Origin of the sequence: Providencia stuartii, from assembly GCF_029277985.1 — a bacterium.
Lineage (GTDB): Bacteria > Pseudomonadota > Gammaproteobacteria > Enterobacterales > Enterobacteriaceae > Providencia > Providencia zhejiangensis.
The window spans coordinates 1812194-1836980 of sequence record NZ_CP119546.1 but is presented as its reverse complement, the minus strand read 5'-3'; the positions used below and the strand labels follow the sequence as shown (position 1 = coordinate 1836980).

The following is a 24787-nucleotide window of genomic DNA, read 5'->3' as shown; positions in this document are numbered from 1 at the left end:
GATTAGCCGCGCGAAATTAAATCACGAGATAAATGGCTAAACATTTCAACACCATCATCGGTAATCAGTAGCATATCTTCAATCATAATGCCGCCAATACCTATTCCGTAGTATGGCGTTTCAAGGCTCATCACCATTCCACTTTGGAATACATCCGTCGTTGCTGCGCTCACAAAGGGAGCTTCCTCTAAACCAACAAACACCCCATCACCGTGCCCCAAATGACCACGATTATAGTGTGGCAATCCAGAGCAACGAATGAGAGCCATCGTTTCATTAAAGACATCACTAAGCCGGACACCCGGTGCAACGCGACTTAGCATGTACTCATGGCCTTTATGTATGGTTTGATAAATTTCTTGAACCTTCTCATTGGCTTGACCAACCACGAATGTTCTAGCGATATCCGCACCATAGCCCGCAACATCGACGCCACAATCAAACTTAATTAAGTCACCCTCTTTAGCGGGTATATTTTCAGGCAACATCTTAGGAGAGAAATCACTGCCGACAGAAATTAAATTAAATCGACTATAATTAGTTTCTGGAAATTCCATCACTTTGGCTTTAAAAGCGGCCGTTAATTCCGCTGAGGTACACCCCACTTTAATAAGCTCACTAGCAGCTTGAATGCCTGCTTCTGTAATCTGTGCACTTTTTCTTAAATGTGAGATTTCCCATTCGCTCTTAATCACGCGTAATTCATTAAATAGTGGAGCTGAATCGACTAGATTTAACCCTGGGATCACTTTATCCAACCAGACTTTACCCATGTGAGTAATTTGGTTTAGTTCAATCGCTACAGGTTTTCCATAAACACCCGCTTCCGCTAATGCATCTTTCAAAAGAGTGAAGATAGTTTCGATTGGGCTGTTTATTGGTCTTTGTTTAATGACTTTTCCATTATCGGGATTATAGGGGTCATCGACATCGACCCATATTGGAAATGTATGCATTTGTGCATTTGGCATTTCCAGCTGTAAATTAGCCGCTTCAAACTCATTCATGATCACAAGCGATTTAATCGATGGGTCGCGAAAAATAACGGCGATAGCGGACCCCGTCTGCCTAAAGGTATACATAAAGAAGCTTGCAAAACCTGTTAGGTGATAAAAGTTATCGCTTACTGTCGCAACGAGCGCTTCAATCCCCTCTCGTTCCATAATTTTGCGGGCATTATTCGTTACATTCTCTAGGTGTTGTTGTTTTAAAGAAGATACATCTTTATGAAATGTCATTATTTATTCTCTCGGGTGATGTCTCAAGATGAGTACCAAGAATTTATCTGCGGGAAGGTACAACCCTGCGGGTGCATAAATATAGCAATTAAAACCCTTATTAGTTATAACTAATTATTATAATATAGTATAAGTAAACCTATAAAGCGGAATAGTATGAAGGCGAACCAAGGAAAGGATTAAAAGGTTATCCTTTCCATTTAGTCTATATGTCACTATGACTGATCAGAACATGAAATAGCTTTATCAAACTCATTATTACGTGTTAGCCATAATGACAACGCTTTTAACGAGTCAGGCGTAAATTCATCGCAACGAGCACTAATTTCATCAGGTGTTAACCAACTGACTTCTGCCACTTCCGACTCTTGCAGTGCAAATGGCCCATGGCTAACACAGCTAAATAAACCACCCCATATACGGCAGTTTTCCCCTTCATAATAAAATAAGCCATGCTCAGCAAAAGGAACACCTGCAATCCCGAGTTCTTCTTCCGCTTCACGTTTAGCAGAATCAAGAATATTTTCACCTTGAGTGACAACACCACCGGCAGTGGCATCTAAATAGTCTGGATAGAAATCTTTTATACTGGTACGTCGTTGTACCAAAATTCTGCCCATTCCATCGTGGACAACAATATAAGTAGCACGGTGACGCAAGTTTTCTGCTCGCATCTGCCTACGTGTAGCTTGGGCGATCACTTCATTGTTTTCATCAACAATATCAACCCACTCAACCACCTCGGTTTGTTCATCCATCCTTAAAACCTTTTTATCAATCTGTTAACACAGTTTTTATGCCATAGAATTATTGCTGAAATCGGTCAAGCGAACAGCCTGTTACAAGGTATTCTTTTCGCGATCAGCTTGCAAGCCATAGCAAGCAAATTTGAGTATGACAATCACAACTTGGCGGTTTTAATCGTCGGTTATTTCTCTATACAACCACCTATTTTAAGAAAATAAAACACAGTCTCAGCAAAATCGCTGAGTTGCTGCTATAGTTAGCTCAAATGAGCCTTATTTAACTCATCCAACTTTTCACAGGAGGCGATTATGCGGATACTGATTACTGGTGGTACAGGACTGATAGGTACCCCTTTGGTTCAACGGCTTGTCGCGCGTTCAGACGAGGTGACTGTATTAAGTCGTTCTCCGCAAAAAGTCTATAGCCATTTTTGCAAGGCTGTCGAGTGTTGGACTTCATTGCAAGATAAAACGAATCTGAATGAATTCGATGCTGTTATTAACTTAGCAGGGGAACCTATTGCGGAAAAACGCTGGAGTGAGGAACAGAAAAAGCTATTATGCGATAGCCGATGGAAAATCACACAGCGTTTAACAGAATTAATCGCTGCAAGCGATACACCCCCCCATACTTTTTTATCGGGATCCGCTGTTGGTTATTATGGCGACCAAGGCCAAGTCGTTGTCGATGAATCAGAGCAACCACATGATGAGTTCACTCATTATTTATGTCAGCATTGGGAAGCACTGGCACAAAACGCACAATCGGATTCCACCCGTGTTTGCCTGCTGCGTACCGGTATTGTCCTTTCACTAAAAGGTGGCGCGCTTGCGAAAGTGCTCCCTATATTCAAGATGGGTGCTGGCGGGCCAATTGGCCATGGTAAACAATTTATGCCATGGATTCATATCAATGATATGGTAAATGCTATCTGTTTCTTACTTGATAATAAAACATTATCAGGACCATTTAATATGACCGCCCCCTACCCTGTGCACAATGACCAATTTGCGGCAATCTTAGGTGAGGTCATTAATCGTCCTGCTTTTGTCCGCACTCCCGCATTCGCGATTAAAGCCATTCTCGGTGAAGCTGCTGCACTCGTTCTAGGCGGCCAACAAGCAATCCCTAAACGCTTAGAAGAGGCGGGTTTTCAGTTTGAATATATTGAATTAAAAATTGCTTTAGAAGACCTATTTAAAAACCAATAAATGAAAGAGCCATAACTGAGTTTATGGCTTAGTTTATTTTCTCATGTTATGACAACATGTTATTTTGCCAAGCTTTCACTGGCTTTTCTTCTTATTATCTTACGCCGTAGGATTAAACAAGTCTAAAATCGCATAAAAACAATAAATAAATAAAACAATCACCTTATTAATTAATCCTTGTGATTATCAGCCATATACCTTTTATTTTTTTAATATTCGTCTATATATATTTTTGAACATTGAACTATTACCTAACTACACGGGTGGTAATTGATATGAAAAGATTACTTATTTTAATTTACAGTGTTGTCAGCTATCTCTTATTTTTAATTGGCATTGGCTTTTTATTTCTATTGTTAACGAATATTGGCATTCATAATATGATGAGTAATGACAGTATATCAGGTATTATGCCTTGGTTAATAAATATTGGTTTAATGATATTATTTGCTTTATCGCACTCCATACCCGCCAGATTAAAATTCAAACAACGTTACCCTTGCTCACCTGCCATTGAACGTAATACTTATGTGTTTGTTTCGGGTGTCGTTCTGATTTTGTTAGCCATATATTGGCAGCCTCTTCCAGGAAAATTATGGCAGCTACCTAGTCATAGCATGGGCGCAATCCTATTAAATATTATCGGAGGCCTAGGCTGGATAATCTGTATTGCTTCAACCTTTATGGTCAGTCATACTGATTTATATGGCTTACGCCAATCATGGTTACAATGGAAAAATAAAGCATATACCCACATCCCATTTCAAATGAGAGGGTTTTATAAATTAACACGCCATCCTATGATGACTGGCTTTTTAATCGCCTTTTGGTTCACGCCAGATATGACGAGTGGACGATTACTATTTAATATCGGCATGACGATTTATATTTTTTGGGGTATTTATCTAGAAGAAATTGATTTAAAAGAAACCTTAGGTAAGGAATATCACGAATATCTAAAAAAAGTCCCCAAAATCATTCCCAAATTATCGAAAAATCACTATAAATAAACTTGAACAATATGAATTTAATGATGCTATAAATAAGCCTATCACTAGCATCATCGCTCAACATGATAATGAAGCTTATTGATGAAATATCAACCTCAATAAGCTTTAGTGATTATTTTGCGCCTTGCCAACGGGTAAAGAGCTCTTGTTCTAATTCAATATCAAATTGATCAAGAATACGATTAACCGTTTGGTCTACAATATCAAGAATCGTTTGCGGTTGATGATAAAAAGCGGGCATTGGAGGCATGATCACCGCCCCCATTTCAGCAGCTTGAACCAGTAGTCGTAAATGCCCTAAATGTAACGGCGTTTCACGAACGCCTAATACTAACTTTTTACCTTCTTTTAATACGACATCGGCAGCTCGTGTCACTAGCGTATCAGTATAGCTATGAACAATACCTGAAAGTGTTTTCATGGTACATGGCATAATCACCATACCTGCTGTACGAAAAGAGCCCGATGAAATCGCCGCGGCAATATCGCGGCTATCGTAATTATGGTCAGCCAGTTGTTGAACCTCTTTGACTGTATAGCGAGTTTCTAGTGATAATGTTTGGCGGGCAGCAGCACTCATCACTAAATGTGTTTCCACATTTTTAACAGGTTTTAGCACCTCTAATAGCCTAACGCCATAAATTGCACCACTTGCCCCTGTCAATCCAATGATTAGCTTCTTCATCCTGCTCCCCGTACGATTCATGTTTATCCATGCTAATAGTAGCAATTATCGCAACGAAAAGCCTCTAAATCTATCAACCACAATCCCAGTTATATACCACTTTACTGAAATCTTTATTTTTTAAATCATCCGGATGAATAAAGAAGTTACCGACACCGATATCTCCCCACAGAATGCCGGTCTCATAATCACTGTCTATTTGCAGTAATAGGACATAATCTTGAATTTCTTCACGATATTCCCTTGGGTCGGTTTGAGTAAAAAATGGGTAACCCCCAAGGCGATGGCCGTTAGCGCCAAAGTATTCATTATATGGCTCTAACCATTCATCGTAAAAATCTTCACCTGCAAACTGCTCTTCATAATCATATAGATTATCAACACCTAACACTTTGCGACCAAACTGAAAATCTTCCGAACTTATATATTGCGTAGATGGCGTAAATTCGATACTAAATTGCCCTTCAATCGGTGAGTAATACTCATCGTTATAAGCCGATTCAATTGCAGAAAAGTCTTGTTGCAGTTGTGAAGCGTCTTCAATGATATTTTCCCAATAGATAACGCGAAAATCTTTTTGAGCTTGTAGATCATCAAAGTCTGCACCATACAAGTCATCACCACCAATAAAAAACTGCAACAGCCCTGTTTTTGGGTAGTGTTCAAGTGGAGGTATTTGTGCAAAGTTGATTTGCGCTAACAGCTTTAGAGGAACGCCATGACTATCAACGGGAAAATCTGTGCCTACAGGCAAATAAGGTACTCCGCCGATACGACTTTCCCATAAAATGGGATTCTCGACTGACGTTAAAGACATATCCAATGTCGGCTTTTTTGTCGCGGTAATGTTAGCTAAAAAAGGTTTTAATACATCTGGTAAGGCGGTTAAATCCGTCATGAAGAGTTCCTTAAACACATAAGTAATTCGATTAAAATACCCCATCTCGCCAAAGCCTCCATCGGATATAACTGGAAATCTTAATCGTGATTAACTTATCAGTTGCAACAACACATTATTTTTCACGCGAACAACCATATTCAGCACTCCATCCTTCGGAAGCCAATGTGTTTTCTTTTGATTTAATATTCTGACTTTGACTGATCGGTTATTAATGTTTATAGCATTACAGCCCAGTGGTGCATCTGTTGAGTCCGCTATTTATCAAGGATGGCTCCCCATTATCGTCATACTCTTGAGCTGATTTAAGGGGCTTAATCATTGGTTTAAGTAGGTCCATCACTCATTGCCATTATATTCCCTCCTCGACTTTATTAGAGGGAATGATTCTCGCTTCTGTAGCAGGCAATACGGGGAGTATTTATGTTTTTCTTGCACTGTGCCTCTACATACAGCTAGCCTCTTGACCTTTGAGCATCGCTTTCGCGTCAGGCCGTTCCCCTTAGGCAAGCCGTGTATCAATTCACCCTTGGAGGATCATTACCGACCCGTTGAAACAGAAGGCACAAGCTAAATGGTGTTCAGCAGATTTCTCGCTGGCATTTATGAATGAGAACATGGCACTGCCTTTGTTTATTCATGTTGTTTACTGAGTTGTTTAAACACGGGTAATACCACTGACCAAATGTTGACACTATGATTTTTCTCATAAAAAAACCAGCCATAATACAATCGGCTGGTTTCTTATTAACCTAGAAATAATTAACCTTCGTTGTAAATTTCTAAATTTTCAATTTCGTTTTGATCTTTAATTTTTAACTCGTCATCTTTACGTAGATTCTCAAGATAATCTAAGTAGCTTTGATCGATATCTTTTGTGACATAAATACCATCAAACACTGAACATTCAAATTCATTGATTTCCGGATTTTCTTCACGAACAGCAGCAATAAGGTCGCTAAGATCTTGGAAAATTAACCCATCAGCACCAATTAATTTACGGATCTCATCAACTTCACGACCATGAGCAATTAACTCATTTGCATTTGGCATATCAATACCATACACATTTGGGAAACGAACTTCTGGCGCCGCAGAGGCAAAATAAACATTTTTTGCACCTGCCTCACGTGCGAGTTCAACAATTTGCTCGGAAGTCGTACCACGAACGATTGAGTCATCAACTAATAATACGTTTTTATCACGAAATTCAGCACGATTTGCATTCAGTTTACGACGAACTGATTTACGGCGCTCTTGCTGACCTGGCATGATAAAAGTACGACCAACATAACGGTTTTTCACAAAACCTTGGCGGTATGGCTTATCTAGGATATGAGCGATTTCTAAGGCAATATCACAAGATGTTTCAGGAATTGGGATGACGACATCAATTTGCAAATCTTCCCACTCACGCGCAATTTTCGCGCCAAGCTTTTGCCCCATGCGTAACCTAGCATTATAAACCGATATTTTATCGATAAATGAATCTGGGCGAGCAAAGTAGACATACTCAAATAAGCAGGGGGTTAATTGAGGATTTTCTGCACATTGGCGCGTATACAATTGCCCTTGTTCTGTCACATAAACCGCTTCACCAGGTGCTACATCACGTAAGAATTCAAAGCCTAACGTATCAAGAGCAACACTTTCTGAAGCAACCATGTACTCTTGCGCGCCATTTTCTAATACGCGACGTCCTAAGACCAATGGGCGGATACCATAAGGGTCACGAAACGCTAACATCCCATGGCCAATAATCAGTGCAACACAAGCGTATGCCCCACGTAATCTTTTATGCATCTCTGCAACCGCAGTGAAAACATTATCTGGCTCCAATGGAAAATGATCGAAGCGATCCAATTCATAAGCCAAGATATTCAATAGGATCTCAGAATCTGAGGTGGTGTTAACATGGCGACGAGCGGTTTCAAATAAACGGCGCGTAAGTTCATGCGCATTTGTCAGATTACCATTATGAGCAAGGGTGATACCAAAAGGCGAGTTCACATAGAAGGGCTGTGCTTCCGATGCGCTCGAGCTTCCTGCGGTTGGATAACGTACATGACCAATACCCATACAACCTTGTAGTCGAAGCATATGCCGCGTTTCAAAAACATCTTTTACGAGGCCATTCGCTTTACGTAAACGAATATTATTTTTGCCATCAATGGTAGCAATCCCTGCTGCATCTTGCCCACGGTGCTGTAACACCGTTAAAGCATCATAAATTGATTGGTTGACCGGTGTTACACCGGCGATACCGACAATACCGCACATTTAGTCTTTCCTCATCAGCCAGACGGAGAAATATTCTCCGGTAGGAAACTTGACGCATTTTGCAGGTAGTCAAAAAACCACCTGATTATATGACTGAACTGCGGAATAAGTTCTGAACGTTGCCAATCCTCACTTTGAGGCAAAGGTGTAAAGGTATCGAGAAAAAAGAGTAATGCCGATACAATCAATACCCCACGCAACGCTCCGAAGCAGATCCCCAGAACACGATCTGTACCCGATAAGCCAGTTTTTTGAACTAGAGAACTAATTACATAGTTAACTACTGCCCCGACAATTAATGTAGCAATAAACAAGGCAGCGATAGCGATGCCATTTCTCACGAGTACATCCTCAAAGCGTGTAAAATATTCCGCCAAATAAGGATAAAAAGTACTCGCAACAAAAAATGCACAGCCCCATGTAACCAGCGATAACGCCTCTCGAACAAACCCACGGATCAGGCTTACCAGTGCCGAGAAGCCAATGATGGCAATAATTGCGTAATCTAACCAGACCATATCTTATTCCAAAATTCGCACCCACGGCAGTGGCTGGAGTGCATTCTAACAGAAAACGAAAACGTTTGCGTAACCAATTTACATACAATTTAAAAAAACCAACGGCGAAAAGAAAAATTCTTCTTCGCCGCTGTAATTGATTAAAAGCTCAAGCTTTTTATGATATTCCTATTTAAGCATCATGGTTTAAAAGCCCTAATCTCACCTTGTAAACCGGTTATTGACCTCAATTCAGGTAAAGCACTTTCTAAACGCTGCCTTGATGCTTCTGGTCCAACAAAGATCCGTGTCAATTGCCCATTAACAGGTCGAGAAGGTACCGTATAAACCTGATATCCTGACAATCTTAATTTAGCGACAATTTCCTCCACTTTTGCAGAATTTTTCAACGCACCCAGTTGTACCACAAACGCTTTGCCTTGCGGTGCCTGAACTTCAGGTTTAGGCTCCGGTTTTGGCTTAGGTTCTGGTTTAACTTCAGGTTTCGGCGTTGGTTTCGGCTCAGGCTTTGGCTCCACCTTTATTGGCTGCTCAGCAGGAATAGCCGGCACGTCTTGAGCTGTGGAAGCTGATTGACTTTGTTGTTGCTCCTGCCTTTGCTCAGACAGCGCTTCTGACAACATCGCTTCCGATGCTTCTCCAGATGCGGCATTTTGTGTCAGTGGTGCAATGGCTTCAATATCCTGCTCATCACCCGGTTTCGGTATAATAGGAATGGCCGCAAATTCATTTTCATTATATTTCTTATCACCATCCAGTAACGCCGGTAATACAATGATCCCCGCCGCCACTAATACAATGGCACCGACAAGACGATTCTGAAATTTACTTGCCACTGACTCTATCCTTTTGCTTTTTCTAACAACATCATCACATGTGCGACAGTATGAAACGAACCACAAACAATAATGACATCCTCATCCGTCGCATCAAGACAAGCTTTCGCCCATGCATCATCAACAGAATCAAACACCTGTGGAGATTCAAGATACTGGCTCAACTGTGATGCAGGGGCTCCACGAAACTCCGTCAGCGGTGCCACATACCAATCTGTCACTTGCTCAGATAAACACGCTAATGTGCCTTGAATATCTTTATCGCCAAGCATACCGACGACCGCTCTCACCCTACGCCCTGGCACGGTGGGTAACTGTGCTAAACGCGTAACCAGATAACCTGCCGCATGCGGGTTGTGTGCAACATCCAAAATCATCAAGGGTTTTTCATTAATTATCTGAAAACGCCCAGGCAGCTGTGCTGATTTCAACCCTTCATGTATTGCTTGGTCGGTAATTTTATCGGCCAGTGTGCGATCAATCTCTTTCAAGCAGCAGATAACCCCTAATGCCGTTGCTGCATTCGCTAGCGGTACATTAGGCACAGGTAAATTCGACCACTGGCATTGATGACTGTGCCATGACCAGCTGTTATTTTGCTGTTCGAAGGACCAGTCTTTGCCGCGACGAAACAGAAGAGTTCCTATTTTATCCGCATATTCACCGATAGATTGAGGCATATCCGGTTCGCCAACCACGCCATAACGGCCACCACGAAAGATACCGGCTTTTTCATGACCAATATGTTCTCGGTCTGATCCCAGCCAATCCGTGTGGTCAAGAGCAATACTGGTGATTGCGGTTACGTCTGCATCCACAACATTCGTTGCATCTAATCGCCCACCTAAACCCACTTCCAAAATCACAACATCTAAAGCAGCCTGTTTAAATAGTTTCAGAGCAGCTAACGTGCCGTATTCGAAGTAAGTTATTGAGGTATCGCCTCGGGCGGCTTCAATATCTGCAAATGCGCGGCAAAAATCAGCCTCCGACAGCTCTGCACCTTGAATACGTACCCTCTCAGTATAGCGAACAAGATGTGGTGAACTGTAGACCCCAACTTTCAGGCCTGCTGCCATCAAGATAGATTCAAGCGTATGGCAAGTCGTTCCTTTTCCGTTGGTACCGGTGACGGTGATAACGCGGGGTGCTGGTTGCGTTAATGCCATTTTACGAGCGATTTTTCCAACTCGCTCCAGCCCCATATCGATATTTTGACTGTGCAAGTTTTCTTGATAAGAAAGCCAAGCCTCCAATGGAGACTCGGCATTAGGTATTGAAAATGGATTATTCATCATCTTTTTTATGCTTAGCAGAGTCCTTTACTTGCTCAGGAGCATCGATGACAACATCGTCATTAACGATATCGATTTTCACATCCTTTTCTTCAACGACCAAAGAAACGTCAGAGGTGTTAAAGCTTGGTTTGTTGGTTAACATAGCGAGCACATCTGCTAATGTGTCACGCATTTCAGGACGACGAACAATCATGTCGATCGCCCCTTTCTCTAACAAGAATTCACTACGTTGGAAGCCTTGAGGCAATTTCTCACGAACAGTCTGTTCAATGACACGCGGGCCGGCAAAACCAATCAGCGCTTTAGGTTCTGCGACATTGATATCACCAAGCATCGCTAAACTGGCTGAAACACCGCCCATAGTCGGGTCAGTTAACACTGAAATATAAGGCAAACCACGCTCTTGCATTTTGGCTAAAGCGGCGCTGGTTTTTGCCATTTGCATCAGTGATAACAGTGCTTCTTGCATACGCGCACCGCCACTCGATGAAAAACAAACTAATGGGCAATTATCTTCTAGGGCTTGTTCAACGGCACGAACAAAACGTGCACCTACAACGGAAGCCATAGATCCACCCATAAAGGAAAATTCAAAAGCAGCCGCAACGATTGGCATATCTTTTAACGTTCCTTTCATCACAACGATAGCATCTTTTTCACCGGTCTCTTTTTGAGCCGCCGACAGCCTATCTTTATATTTTTTTGAATCACGGAACTTAAGAACGTCTTTTGGTTCAAGTTCACTACCTAATTCTGTGGTCGAATTTTCATCGAGGAAGGTTTCAAGACGCTGGCGTGCATGAATACGCATGTGATGATCGCATTTAGGGCACACTTGTAGATTACGCTCGAGTTCCGCCCCATACAGGACTTGCCCACAGCTATCACATTTAGTCCAAACACCCTCTGGGATGTTGACTTTGTTTGATTGGGTCAAGTTACCTTTTTTTAATATTTTTTCAATCCAGCTCATTAATGGACCTTTTCGTCTGATTGATTTCTGGCTATTCCGTCAGGGTGACTGTCGTAAAGATTACTCAATCCCTTCAGGTAAAACGCCAGTATGTTATTTTGTGCCATTAAACCACAATGAAACTTCACTGTGGATAAAAACTTTTTAATCCGTTATGGATTACCATTTTTTTGTGCAGTTACACGTTTTTCTTTTGCCGCTTTACGGCGATGACGAATCACTTCAATCACCCCCGGAAGAATTGAGATAAAGATAATAGCCACTATCAATAATTTCAAATTCTGTTGTACGAAGGGTAAGTCACCAAACAGATAACCTGCATAAGTGAATGATAATACCCATAATAACGCACCTGTCACATTATAAAAGGCAAAATGACGATAAGACATTTTTCCCATTCCCGCAACAAATGGTGCAAACGTTCGAACAATAGGCACAAAGCGCGCTAAAATAATGGCTTTACCACCATGCTTTTCATAAAAAGCATGTGTTTTTTCTAAATAAACACGTCGGAAAATTTTCGAATCAGGGTTCTTAAACAATTTTTCGCCGAAAATTCGTCCAATCGTGTAATTAACCGCATCACCAATAATCGCTGCTGTAATCATTAATGCGACCATTAAATGAACATTTAAATCGTTGCTATCGAGTGCAGAAATTGCCCCCGCGACAAAGAGTAGTGAATCCCCAGGCAAGAATGGTGTTACCACTAACCCCGTTTCACAAAATAAGATCAGAAATAAGATACCGTATACCCAAGTTCCATATTCAGCAACTAACTCTGCGAGATGGACATCGATATGCAAAATAAAATCGATTATAAAACTGATAAACTCCATAAAAACCCTCATTATGAATAGCATCCGTGCTATGTATAAAATTAGATTTACATCAGTTCGTCTGCTAAGAAAACCGGCCCCATGGTATTTTGAGGCAAGGCAAATTTTTCAGGATAATCCACTGCAACTAAATACAAACCATCAGCCTTCGCAGTCGCTGCGGCTTTTGTTCTGTCTTTAAGTTCTAGCAATTCAGCCATCCAGTTAATATCCTGATTTCCGCAACCAATCTCCAGCAAACTTCCCACAATATTTCTGACCATATGGTGCACAAAAGCATTTGCTTTAATATCCACCACAACATAATTGCCGTGGCGAGTCACTTGCACATGCATCACGTTACGCCAAGGGGTTCGTGATTGGCACTGCACTGCTCTAAAGGACGTAAAATCATTTTCTCCCAGTAGAGCTTGTGCCGCTTCATGCATTCTTTTTTCATCAAGTGGATAGTGAAAATGCGTGACTCCACTCGATAAAATGGCAGGGCGATAACGATGATTGAAAATCACATAACGGTAGCGGCGTGCCGTCGCGCTAAACCTTGCATGAAATTCGTCATCAACAGGCTGACACCAACGAACCGCAATATCCTCTGGCAAATGGGTATTTACCCCCATTGTCCAAGCAGCTTCTTTGCGAATGACAGGTGAATCAAAATGCACCACTTGCCCCGTTGCATGTACACCTGCATCTGTACGGCCTGCACAAAATACATGAATAGGATGGTTCGCCACTTTCGATAACGCTTCTTCAAGGCAACCTTGAACGCTCTTTACCTCTTGTTGACGTTGCCACCCATAATAACGACTGCCATTGTATTCGATGCCTAATGCAATACGAGACAACTGCGTTGAATCTGACATCAGTAAAACAGCTCCTGAGCCAGCTTTTCAGCGGTTTCAACGGCCATTAATGCACCACCAAAGCGTACATTATCGGCAACAGACCAAAACTGTAAAATTTCAGGCATACCATAATCGTTACGGATACAGCCAATGCTTAAGTAATGATTACCAGAAGCTTCAGTCACCTGAGTCGGGTAATCCCCCTCCTCTGAGACCTGAATATCCTCAAAACGTTCAAGTTTATCTTGGGCTTCTTCAACACCTACCGGACGTAATGTCTCCAGATATACCACCTGTGCATTTCCATAGAATACAGGAGACTGGATAAAGCTCACTGCAACAGGGATCCCTTCATCTTGCAAAATTTTACGTACTTGATCGACCAAACGGCGCTCTTGTTGCACACTCCCTGCGGTATCCGCCAGCATTGGCAGCATATTAAATGCTAATTGTTTATTAAATCGCCCCTCTTCCGCTGGGATACCATTTAACAAACGTGCACTTTGTCCCGCCAACTCATCCACTGCCGCTTTACCATAAGAAGAAACAGACAGCATGTTAGTTAACGTGATACGTCCAAGGCCTGCGGCCTCAATCAATGGTTTGATCGCACTTAATAATTGACTGACATAGCTATCTGCTAACGAAATAATATTTCGGTTGCGATAATCCGCAAGAACATGTGGATTGACGCCGGGAACCACTAACGGCACATCTGGCTCAAGTGCAAATACACCACTCGCATCAATCACAATACAGCCTTCTTGTGCAGCAAGCTCTGCATATCGCAAACTCGCTTCTTCCCCAGCAACAAAGAAAGCAATTTGAGCTTGTGACCAATCAAAATCGGCAGCATCTTGCACCCTGTAGCTTTTACTATTAAAACGAATGCTCTCCCCAGCCGTTCGTTCGCTCGCTAACAGATGTAATTCGCCAACAGGAAATTCGCGTTCTTGTAATAGTGCTAAAATAGCTTCACCAACAGCACCGGTGGCGCCTAATAACGCAATATTCCAACCTTCAGTCATTGCTGTTTCTCCAAAAAATATAACTATTAAATGAAATCATCCATACGTATTAAATGAAAGGCAATATACCCCTTTCTCGTAATATTCAAGAAGATCACTTAATCAAATGTGCATTAAAACCCAGTGCGGTTAATTGAGATACCGTTTGTGGATCATCACAACTGACTGTCAAAGATGACCATTCACGACGTTCTTGGTAGTGTTTTCGTAGCTTGTCAAATTCACCAGGTATTGCGGCGACTTCACGTAATGCTGCGTCATCACGACGCACATCATACACCAGATGCACCAACCTTTTGAGTTGGCTTTGCGTTAATTTACCCTGAAAAGTGATAGCACTCATTTCAGGAATAGGTAGTAGCGACGCCAGTGCAATACTATCCGGTTGCCCCAAAAATTGGCAATAAGCTTCATAGACTTGCGTGGTACCGCGGGCTTTACCTTCAAGAGTATAGCCGGCAATATGCGGTGTGCCGATGTCAACCCACTGCAATAATTCTGTATCCAGATTAGGTTCAGGCTCCCATACATCTAACACGACACTTATTTTTTTGCCTTGCTTTAACAAAGCTAATAAGGCTTGATTATCAACTACTTCACCACGGCTAGCATTAATTAAAATGGTGCCGTCACGTAAATGAGATAAACGCTGAGCCTCCATTAAATGGTATGTCTTATCGGCGCCATCCATATTCAGCGGTGTGTGGAATGTCAGTACATCTGCTTCATTCAACACGGTTTCTAAAGGTAAAAAGTCTCCTGTGTCTCCACTTCTCGCGCGGGGAGGATCACACAATAGTGTTTTGACCCCCCAAGCCGATAATCGCTGAGCTAGGCGACCTCCAACATTTCCGACCCCAATAATTCCTACCGTTTTGTCACGTAAATCAAAATGATCACGCTCAGCTAACATCAGCAGTGCCGAAAAAACATATTCCACAACCGCAATCGCATTACAGCCCGGTGCTGACGAAAATGCGATATTGGCTTCATTAAGCCATGCCGTGTCGACATGGTCGAAACCGGCCGTGGCAGTACCAACAAATTTTACTGGCGTTTCATTCAATAACGCACGATTCACTTTTGTAATCGAACGAACCATTAATGCATCCGCGTCCAGCAATTCCGCTTCAGGTACTGGACGACCCGGTACAGCTTTAACCTCACCCAGCTTACTAAACAACTGCTGAGCATATGGCATGTTCTCATCAACCAAAATTTTCACTTAATTAGCCCCAATATCTTTATTCGTACCATTCTCAACGAACAAATTATTTTATGGTTGTTTCATTTTATGACCGCGTATTTTGCCACGTTCCGAGTCTATTGCCTATGAACGATTACTTGTGTTTCATTCATCTTTGGCTCGAAAACGGTCTGGTGTCACTCCTGATATTTGTTGAAACATCGCAATAAATGCCGAAGCCGAGCTGTAGCCAACATCCAGTGCGACTTCATGCACGCTTTTACCTTGCTCTAGTGCAGATACCGCATGTAAATAGCGTAACCGCTGCCGCCATTCACTAAATGACATCCCCAACTCTTGCTGACATCGACGTGATAATGTGCGTTCTGAGGTATAACTGCGTTTAGCCCAATCCGCCAATGTTGAGTTATCTGCCGGATCTTTTTGTAAAGCATCTAAGATTGGAGATAAAAATTTATCTTTTGTGATAGGAAGATACGTTTCTTGGCATGGCGAAATCGAAAACTGATCAATTAATACACTTGCTAAACGAATATCTTCATCCGTTTGAGGTTCAACCACGCCTCTCTGATAAAGGTCACTCATAATCGTTTGAAAAATGGGGCTTAACTTGATAACACAAGCACGCGATGACAGTTTCTCACTGAAACGTTGTGCAAAATCGATAATGCGAAATTTCACACTCTGTTTATTAAAACTTGCGTGTTGCGTATTAGCAGGGATCCACACACAAAATTCGGGTGGGGCAAGATAGTGTTTTCCTTCAATCTCCATTTCCATGATCCCACATACCACATATAACAATTGACCAAACGGATGAGCGTGAGATTTATATTCACTCTGCGTATCTATTTGTTCATGGCGTAAGGCAATAAAGGAAGGTTCAATAATATTGCACTCACTAATAAGCCTTGTTGGTGATTTTTGCATTTGTTGCATAGATGTTGTCTGAAAACCGTTATCGAATGTCTGGTTATCAGTATATATAAAAAATCTGACAAAGGTATACTAGCACCACTCATTAGGGAGAAGCTGTTAATGAAAAATTTATTATTTCCGCTGATTGCGGTTTTACTTTGGTCAATGAATGCGATAGTGAATAAAGCCGCGGCAACTGCTATCGATCCTGCCGCAATATCCTTTTACCGTTGGGCGTTGGCGCTGCTTGTCATGACCCCCTTTGTCTTACGTTCAGTGCTACGAAACTGGAAAACCGTGAAAAAGCATTGGTGGCAATTAGCGATTTTAGGCGCCCTTGGTATGATGCTCTATCAAAGCTTAGCGTATTATGCGGCTCATACTGTCAGTGCGACCTTTATGGGGATTATGAATTCCCTGATCCCATTACTTACCGTGGTAATTAGTATTTTTGTACTCCGTGTTATTCCAACGGTTGGGATTTTTATCGGTACTTTATTATCACTCGCTGGCCTTACTTGGTTAGTCAGCCAAGGCAACCCAGCCGCTCTCTTTTCTCAAGGTTTAGGTACTGGTGAATTATTAATGCTCATCGCCTCCGCTGCCTATGCACTCTATGGCGTATTGACTAAACGTTGGGCGATTCAATTATCGAGCTGGGATTCACTTTACGTTCAGGTTTTCTTTGGTGTTATTTTGTTGATACCAAACTTTTTATTAGCCGACGACGTGACTTTGAATCGTCATAATATCGGCCTAGTTGCTTTTGCAGGGATTGCCGCTTCTATTCTTGCACCAGCATTATGGATCCAAGGTGTGATGCGTTTAGGGGCAAATACAACCTCAATTTTTATGAACTTAGCCCCTGTATTTACAGCTATTATTGCCATCTTTGCCCTCGGTGAAGAACTGAAGAGCTACCATCTGATTGGCGGTGGAATTGTGTTATTGGGTGTCATGCTTGCCCAACAGCTACGTACACCGCTGACACAGCTTTTCAAAAGCAAGAAAAAAATTGAGCAGGAAAAAGATTGCTTAAACGATACCTAGCAGTAAAATTAAACCTCAAGCAATGCAATGTCGTAATTCATATGCCCCACACTTGTGGGGCTATGTTTTTCAATCAACATATTCTTAGCCACTCACTTCCTTTGTCCTTTCTTTTATCATTTTATGATATTTGTCCATAATAAATCAGCATCAATGGTTTATCCTTGAATGAAAATTTCACTTAATATAGCGTTCTTTTTTTAGTTAGACCTAAATTCATTAAACCAAATATGACAGGCTGATATTTAAATAGAATTTTTCTGTTCGTGAATAAAGATCAGTCACAATAGGAATAATAATGACTAAACGCGTTAAAATTGTGTTGATTGTATTCATCGCTATTTTTGTTATTTCAGGGCTGCATTTAATTCAAAAAAAGGCAACTCATTCCGCTCAGATGGGTTACCAATTATATTATGATGGGAATTTTGCCTCAGCATTTAAATATTTTAATCAGCGGGCACACAGTGACCCACAGTCTGCGTTTAGTCTTGCAATGATGTACTGGAATGGTATTGGTACAGCCCAAAATAAACCACTGGCGATAGAATGGCTAATCAAATCTGCTGATCAAAATAATCCTAGTGCCTTGTACAATTTAGGCTATTTTCGTTATTACAAACAAATAGCTGACACCCCGAATGATTTATATGGACTGACATCATTAAATAAAGCCGCTGACCTTGGGGTATTAAATGCTCAAGAACTATTAGGAATAATTTACCTCGATAACCAACATACACAGATTAAAAAAGATTATGAACTTGCTCGATATTATTTTACGCAAGCAAGTCAACAAGGCTCACGGCTCGCCAAATATGGTAATGCGGGTATCGCTTACCAATATGATAAGGATTATCAAAAAGCCGTTAGTCTATTGGAGCCTTTGATAAAGGATAACTTCGCTATCGCCGCGCTATTGCTCTCACACATTTATCGTGAGGGGGGTTATGGCATAGAAAAAAATATACAGCTTGCTGATAAATATGAACAAAGTATCCAAGATGCTATGCAATACTTCGATTTTAATCAATCATATTTAGAAGCCGCTCCCCTCTCTGTACAGGGTTATCTCACTCCTAAAGAGCAAAATAGGCAACGCCAGCAACTTGAACAGCGCGCGGCTGAAGGTGATGACAGTGCCTATTATACGCTGTTTGAAAGGTTCTACTCTGGTGATGGTTTTCATAAAGATCTTCTTAAAGCTATCGAGTATTTACAACCTTTAATCGAGAAAAAATCGCCAAAAGCCCTCTACCTACACTATGTAATGACAAAGTCAGAACCGCAATACCTTATTGATGCCGCTAATGCAAACTATCCAGATGCCGTCTCTCAGCTCTACCAGATATATTCTGGTCATATTCACGATATTCATTTTAAAACTAATCGAGAACTCGCTGATAAATATCTCGCCATATCCGCTGATTTGGGAAATTTAGATGCAATCCTTGATTTAATTAATCACTCGCTTAATCACTACCATTTTCCGAATAAAGAACTGAATGCCATTGTCACAAAATATACGCTTGAAGGGCTCAATCAGTTTCCGAGCTCAGCGGAAATGCTCATCACCGCAAGTGGCGTGTACGGTAATAAACGCACTGACCTTTATGATCCTAAAATATCTTTTGAACTCAATGCAAAAGCTCGAGATTACTCATCTGAACCCGATATTATCAATCAATTAGCTGATAAATATGCCAATGCGATTGGTACCCAAAAAGATCTCACCAAGGCGGTTGCTCTCTTTAAACAAAGCTTAACTCTTAAGCCAGAAAAAAATATAGCGAGCATTAAATTAGTACAACTTTATTATGATGAACAACCCGTTAATGGCCTAGATGAACAGTTTATCCTTTCACTTTTGAAAGAGGATGCCAATCCACCCTATTTATCAAAATTAGGCTACTATTACGCCGACTACTTACTTCAACAGGATCCACAAAAAAATCACGCGCTAGCTTTTCAACTTTATGAAGTGACCAGTAAATACTCCGGCAAAGCCGCGCTCCATTATGCAAACGCATTATTTAAATACCAAACTGGACAAGAAGAGGCGGCCTTAAAACAGGTTATTAATGCTTTCGAATACCACAAATATGATCGTTCACTGAATGAAAAAGAGCTTCACGATGCATATGCCCTCTTATTTAATTACGGTATGCATCATCCAAAAGCCCAAGAATTGGTTATCGCCTTTGCATTGAATGAGCACAATGCCGAAGCAACAGCACTTGTTGAATCATTAGTAGGAAAAGATGCGCATATCACTTATTTATATGCAATAAATCATCTTGCCAAAATTCAAGATATCAGTTCAGCAACAGAGAGTGAACTTAAAACCTATTTCAATCTGCTTTTACAGGCTTCAGACTTGGGAAGTATTGATGCCACCATCTATATTATCCATAACCTTGATGACATTAACTATCAAAATAGTCAGCCTTATAACAAGACAAAGTTTATGTCCCTGACGGGCTTAACTCAGAAAGATTTAGTGACGTGGTACCAAAAGTGCGCGGATTTAGGAAGTAACACATGTTTATTTAAACTCGGTGAAATTTACCAAAAAGGCCTATATGGCATCAATCCTGATTATGAAAAAGCGATATCTTATTACTTTAGCATCAAAACGCCTGCTAATAGCCATATGGCATCACAACTTAAAAGAATTAAAACCGACCATCGTGATTTCACTCAATTACTCGAAAAAGCCAATCACGGTGATAGTGATGCACTCTATAAACTCGCTAATGCCTATAAAAAAGGTCAATATGGGCAGAATCCGAATCAACAAATTTGGCTGAAATATCTCGCTGCCAGTGCACAGCGTGATCATCAGCAAGCATTAATAGACAGCATTCACTTTTACACTAAAAACGATCTGATTGAAAAAAACCAGAACAAAGTACTTGGTTATTACCAGCAACTCATTCAATTAGGCAATCAAGAATACGCTGATAAATTAGCCAAGCAATATTTAACCGGTAGCAAACTGGTGAATATCGATCGCTCCAAAGCTCGAAAATATTATCAAGCCGCAGGTGAAATAGGAGACTATGATATCAAATTAATGGACAATTTTGATATTTATCTCAATGTGATAGATGATAGTCTATTAGCCAAATATGAACTTGCTAATGCGTATTTATACGGTTTTGGCACAAAACGCGATATTGAAAAAGCCGTTTATTATTTTGAACAAGCGGCTAACGAAAACCATGAGCAAGCAATTAATCAGTATATAAGCCTACTCCAGAATGGTTATTATGATCATGAGGAAAAAAAGTGGCTGTTACTTCCTAATTGGCAAGACGCAATTATCTGGTTAAATAAATATCCAAATTCAGAACATGCTGCTGACAGCATTAAATTCTTTAATACCACCGTATCCCCCGCCCTAAATGGTGATACTAAAGCCTATTTTAATATAGCTAATTGGTATCAAGATAATATGCAAAGCCAAGCCGCCCAAATATGGTATCGCAAAAGCGTTGATGCTGGTGATGTACGTGCTATTCCATACCTTGATAAGCTATTAGCGAGGGATGATTATGAGACAAAATATCAACTTTACCAACAGGGCGCCGAAAAAGGTGATATCTATTCACAAGTTCAGCTAGCTTGGTTTGATTTGAATAATGCCGAGATAAAAACATATTCTGAGCAATACCAAACAGCGATTAAATACCTTAATCAAGGTTTAAAATCGAGCGATACGCAAATATCACAGTCTGCTTTTGACTATTTAAGTACGCTTTATCATCAGGGGATTAGTGATAAAAATAATCAGCAACTACACCCAAGTGATAATCAGCGCTACCTAGCCCTATTAGAAGATGAAGCAGCTCAACGCAATCAAGCACTGATACAGTTATACGACTATTATAATAAACGCGATCCGGAGAAGGCATTAGGTTACCTAAAAATGGCTTATGAAAAAGGCTATCCGACAGCAATGGAATACTTATATCAAGCCAGTTTTTCTAATGAGAATTGTCAAAACAAACGTTTTGATGAAAATGCTGCGACGTTGTATTTAACTCAATGGTTAGAAAAAAGTCATTTCTCAGGCAATGATTATTACCACACGGACAGCCCTAGTGCACTTATAAATAAACTAGGTGATGTCTATTTTTATGGAAACTGTGGTGTTAAAAAAGATCTTGATACTGCGATTAAATGGTATGAAACCTCTTTAGAATACCGTGGTCATCAAGCTATCAATAAGCTTTATGATGCTTATCTTGAAAAAGGTGATGCTAAAAAAGTTTATTATTATGGCTTAATGGCTGGGAAAAATATCCCTGAGATAAAATTACTTAATACTCTCTCTGATACCGAACGCGAAGCCGTTAAAGCTGAATATGAGCATCAACAAAATGAACAGCAGTATGGTGATTATCGAGATGAAATTATCGACAAACAGCAGAAAGCAGAAACAGGTGACGCCTCCGCGGCTTATTCATTAGCCATCATTTATGCACGAGGTACCCAAGCACCTTTCGATCCCGTGAAAGTTGTTTACTATTATGAGTTATCAGGTAAAAACGGTAACGCGGATGCCTACAATGCGCTTGGCCATCTCTATCTAAATGAAGATGACCTTAATTTTCCAAAAGATGTTCAAAAGGCGCTCTATTATTTTGACCTAGGGGCTAAATTGAATGACAGTAACACGGCTCATCTGGCAGGCGATTTACTCTATTTTGAGAGAGATGGTATCGAGACAGATTACGCTCGTGCCGCCCAATATTATGCAATGACTGATTTAGAACAAGGCATACATCATGCTTTAGCAAAATATAAACTCGCAAAATTGTATTACCATGGTTTAGTCGGTTCAAAAAGTAAAGAAGACCAGCAAAAAGCCTATGACTACCTACAGTTAGCCGCGAAATATAAAGTTCCCCATGCAATAAAAGCATTAGAAGAGTGGGATTTTAAACAAATAAACAAATAGAACATTCACGATTAGGGGGAAACTCTCCCCCTAATTCATTGGCTATTTTCGCTAAAAATCAGACAAACATTCTCAATAACATTTGTATTATTTTTTGCCCAGCTCTTTACTGGTTTGAAAAACAACTCGGGCTAATAATCCACCTAGCTCGTTTCCTTTCAAAAGTTGTAATTCTGTACCATGGTAAATGGCAATGTCTTTCACTAGAGCCAGTCCTAACCCTGAGCCTTCAAGACTCAATGCATTATTAAGACGAGTAAATGCTTCCATTGAACGGTTAATTTTTTTATCTGGTATACCCGGTCCTGAGTCTTCCACTTCTAATATGGTGTACTTGTTATCTTCACTCAATGACACCCGAACAGTCACAATACCGTTATCAGGGGTATATTTAATGGCATTATCGATGAGATTCGCACACATTTCTGCCAATAATATCGGCTCTCCTTTAATCCATGATTGCTCTTCGCCTTCATAACCAAGATCAATTCCTTTACTTTCCGCTTGCCCTAAGCGAGTAAAACAGGCTTGTTGGGCTAATTCAACTAAGTTAATTGCGCTATATTGACGAATCGCTTCTTTTTCGTGCGCTTTTAAACGCGCTAACTGTAATAAGCGATCCGTTAATATAATCGTGCTGTCTAAGGTGTTGTTTATAGCCTGCAAGCTTTGCTGCCGCTGCTGTTCATCATCACTATTCAGCGCCACCGAAACCTGTGTTTTTAAGACGGTTAAAGGCGTTTTTAATTGGTGTGAAGCATCCGCGCTAAAGCGCTCTTGTCGCTTTACCATTCTTTTAAGCCTTTCAATATAGCGATTTAATGCATCAACAAGCGGTGATAACTCTGACCATGGCAAAATATCAGGGAATGGCGTTAAATCATTAGCCGAACGTCCCATCATCAATTGAGATAGATTTTTCAATGGTGTTAATAACTTACTAAGTAGTAAATACGCTAATACTAAGGTGAGAAAAACGACGGTGCCTTGACTCATTAACGAGGATATTAATAATTGTCTAGCAAATTCATGGCGTGAAGAAACCGTTTCGGCAACACGGATCTGCACCATCCCCATCATCCCACCTTCATTAACTGGTTGGTAAAACGTGGCAACTCGGATAGGTAAGCCTTTATATTCGGCATCATAAAAATAGACAAGCGCTGTATAGTGTTGAGAACGCATCCAATTAGGTGGGATCTCAGGTAAATCATCATAGCCTGAAATAGTCTTCCCATTAGGTTCAATCACTTGATAAAACAGACGGTCATTAATATTACGTTCAAAACTGTCTAAAACAACATACGGGACATCAACAATCAAATGACCATTTTCTACTTTTAATCGCTCTGCAACAGTACGTGCCGATGCGAGCAAGGTTCTGTCGTATGCTTGGTTAGCTGCATTTTTTGCACTGTAGTAGTGGGTATATACTGTAAATCCCCCTAATACAATGAGGGGGATACCGAAGAAGAGCAGCAACTGATGAAAGAGAGAGCGTGGATGAGAGACTAATTTCATACACTACACTGCTCTAATCGGTATCCTAATCCGCGAAGCGTATTGATATTGACATCGGTTCCCGAGAGTTTTTTTCTTACACGATGTACATAGAGTTCAATACTCTGTAAATTGGCTTCCTCTGATAATGAAAACACCTGTTCAAATAATTGTGTCTTTGACACTGGCCGTCCACGACGATGAAACAAGGTATTCAATACGGCAAATTCTCTTGGCGTTAACGCTAACGGTTCTAACCCTATTAAGAAATACCCTTCTTCATGATAACAAAGTGAACCAAAACGTTGTGGTTCATTAACTTGCCCTTGGCTACGTCGTAATAACGCTCTGATCCGTGCTTCTAGCTCAGACAAATCAAAAGGTTTAGTAAGATAATCATCCGCCCCCGCATTTAATCCTTTGACTCTGTCAGAGACATCGGAGTTTGCTGTTAGCAACAACACCGGGGTCTCTTGGCCCCGTTTTCTCATCTGTGCGAGTACATCTAACCCACTGATTCTGGGCAAAGAAACATCCAATATGACTAACGAATAACTTTCCGTCTGTAATAGCTGGTCGGCAATTGCACCATCACTCGCAATATCAACCGCAAAACCTGTCGCACTCAGTGCTTTTTGCAACCACAATGACAACTCATCATGGTCTTCAACTAATAATATCCTCATTTGCCATGCTCTCAATTCATCCCATGATAAATATACGTTCGCATTAACCCCTGA

20 protein-coding genes are annotated in these 24787 nt (G+C 40.8%); 4 read left to right on the top strand and 16 right to left on the bottom strand.

Annotation, left to right across the window (positions count from 1 at the left end; genetic code table 11):
- Positions 1-2 precede the first annotated feature (2 nt).
- Together P2E05_RS07960 and yfcD are read right to left on the bottom strand one after the other, a co-directional pair.
- Positions 3-1238, bottom strand: a complete 1236-nt coding sequence (locus tag P2E05_RS07960) for a M24 family metallopeptidase (RefSeq protein WP_154622644.1) — start codon at positions 1236-1238, stop codon at positions 3-5.
- A 215-nt stretch (positions 1239-1453) separates the two neighbouring features.
- A complete protein-coding gene (gene yfcD, locus P2E05_RS07955) occupies positions 1454-1996 on the bottom strand; it encodes an NUDIX hydrolase YfcD (RefSeq protein ID WP_163861122.1) in 543 nt (180 codons plus the stop codon).
- 297 nt (positions 1997-2293) lie between these two features.
- On the opposite strand from yfcD, the gene P2E05_RS07950 reads away from it, so the two are divergent.
- Both P2E05_RS07950 and P2E05_RS07945 read left to right on the top strand, forming a co-directional pair.
- Entirely contained in the window at positions 2294-3196 is a 903-nt protein-coding gene (locus tag P2E05_RS07950) for a TIGR01777 family oxidoreductase (protein WP_163861120.1), read from the top strand.
- A 275-nt stretch (positions 3197-3471) separates the two neighbouring features.
- Positions 3472-4206: a methyltransferase family protein gene (locus P2E05_RS07945; protein ID WP_163861118.1), complete on the top strand. Its 735-nt coding sequence runs from the start codon at positions 3472-3474 to the stop codon at positions 4204-4206.
- Between the two features lie 112 nt (positions 4207-4318).
- Here the strand turns inward: P2E05_RS07945 and P2E05_RS07940 are convergent, their stop codons facing one another.
- The 12 genes from P2E05_RS07940 to P2E05_RS07885 all read right to left on the bottom strand — a co-directional run bounded on the left by P2E05_RS07940 (position 4319) and on the right by P2E05_RS07885 (position 16552).
- Positions 4319-4891, bottom strand: a complete 573-nt coding sequence (locus P2E05_RS07940; RefSeq protein ID WP_154623566.1) for a UbiX family flavin prenyltransferase — start codon at positions 4889-4891, stop codon at positions 4319-4321.
- A 73-nt stretch (positions 4892-4964) separates the two neighbouring features.
- Positions 4965-5789 carry a YwqG family protein gene (locus P2E05_RS07935; RefSeq protein ID WP_154623565.1) on the bottom strand — a complete coding sequence of 275 codons (825 nt, stop codon included), beginning with the start codon at positions 5787-5789 and terminating at the stop codon, positions 4965-4967.
- A 762-nt stretch (positions 5790-6551) separates the two neighbouring features.
- A complete protein-coding gene (gene purF, locus P2E05_RS07930; protein WP_154635736.1) occupies positions 6552-8069 on the bottom strand; it encodes an amidophosphoribosyltransferase in 1518 nt (505 codons plus the stop codon).
- Between the two features lie 14 nt (positions 8070-8083).
- Positions 8084-8587, bottom strand: a complete 504-nt coding sequence (cvpA, locus tag P2E05_RS07925; protein WP_154624027.1) for a colicin V production protein — start codon at positions 8585-8587, stop codon at positions 8084-8086.
- A gap of 179 nt (positions 8588-8766) precedes the next feature.
- Positions 8767-9423, bottom strand: coding sequence for a cell division protein DedD (dedD, locus tag P2E05_RS07920; protein WP_163861114.1), 657 nt, complete (start codon positions 9421-9423; stop codon positions 8767-8769).
- A gap of 5 nt (positions 9424-9428) precedes the next feature.
- A complete protein-coding gene (gene folC / locus P2E05_RS07915) occupies positions 9429-10718 on the bottom strand; it encodes a bifunctional tetrahydrofolate synthase/dihydrofolate synthase (protein ID WP_272657958.1) in 1290 nt (429 codons plus the stop codon).
- Complete coding sequence (accD, locus tag P2E05_RS07910) at positions 10711-11694, bottom strand: acetyl-CoA carboxylase, carboxyltransferase subunit beta (RefSeq protein WP_154624025.1); 984 nt, start codon at positions 11692-11694, stop codon at positions 10711-10713. The genes folC and accD overlap by 8 nt, the downstream gene beginning before the upstream one ends.
- A 152-nt stretch (positions 11695-11846) precedes the next feature.
- Positions 11847-12533 carry a DedA family protein gene (locus P2E05_RS07905; RefSeq protein WP_154624024.1) on the bottom strand — a complete coding sequence of 229 codons (687 nt, stop codon included), beginning with the start codon at positions 12531-12533 and terminating at the stop codon, positions 11847-11849.
- Positions 12534-12580: 47 nt separating this feature from the next.
- Positions 12581-13396 carry a tRNA pseudouridine(38-40) synthase TruA gene (gene truA / locus P2E05_RS07900; RefSeq protein ID WP_154624023.1) on the bottom strand — a complete coding sequence of 272 codons (816 nt, stop codon included), beginning with the start codon at positions 13394-13396 and terminating at the stop codon, positions 12581-12583.
- Positions 13396-14406 carry an aspartate-semialdehyde dehydrogenase gene (locus P2E05_RS07895; RefSeq protein WP_276123080.1) on the bottom strand — a complete coding sequence of 337 codons (1011 nt, stop codon included), beginning with the start codon at positions 14404-14406 and terminating at the stop codon, positions 13396-13398. Before P2E05_RS07895 ends, truA begins: the two co-directional genes overlap by 1 nt.
- 94 nt (positions 14407-14500) lie before the next feature.
- The gene (gene pdxB, locus P2E05_RS07890) at positions 14501-15631 is read right to left on the bottom strand and encodes a 4-phosphoerythronate dehydrogenase PdxB (protein ID WP_247046786.1); all 1131 of its coding nucleotides are present in this window, start codon (positions 15629-15631) and stop codon (positions 14501-14503) included.
- A 126-nt stretch (positions 15632-15757) separates the two neighbouring features.
- Entirely contained in the window at positions 15758-16552 is a 795-nt protein-coding gene (locus P2E05_RS07885) for an AraC family transcriptional regulator (RefSeq protein WP_154624021.1), read from the bottom strand.
- 99 nt (positions 16553-16651) lie between these two features.
- Here P2E05_RS07885 and P2E05_RS07880 point away from each other — a divergent pair, with 99 nt between their 5' ends.
- Entirely contained in the window at positions 16652-17581 is a 930-nt protein-coding gene (locus P2E05_RS07880; protein ID WP_154624020.1) for a DMT family transporter, read from the top strand.
- A 298-nt stretch (positions 17582-17879) separates the two neighbouring features.
- The gene (locus P2E05_RS07875) at positions 17880-22547 is read left to right on the top strand and encodes a tetratricopeptide repeat protein (RefSeq protein WP_276123079.1); all 4668 of its coding nucleotides are present in this window, start codon (positions 17880-17882) and stop codon (positions 22545-22547) included.
- An 87-nt stretch (positions 22548-22634) separates the two neighbouring features.
- Here the strand turns inward: P2E05_RS07875 and P2E05_RS07870 are convergent, their stop codons facing one another.
- Positions 22635-24068: a sensor histidine kinase gene (locus P2E05_RS07870; RefSeq protein ID WP_163861103.1), complete on the bottom strand. Its 1434-nt coding sequence runs from the start codon at positions 24066-24068 to the stop codon at positions 22635-22637.
- On the bottom strand, positions 24065-24733 hold the full coding sequence (tctD, locus tag P2E05_RS07865) for a transcriptional regulator TctD (protein WP_154624017.1): 669 nt from the start codon (positions 24731-24733) through the stop codon (positions 24065-24067). Before tctD ends, P2E05_RS07870 begins: the two co-directional genes overlap by 4 nt.
- Between the last annotated feature and the right edge of the window lie 54 nt (positions 24734-24787).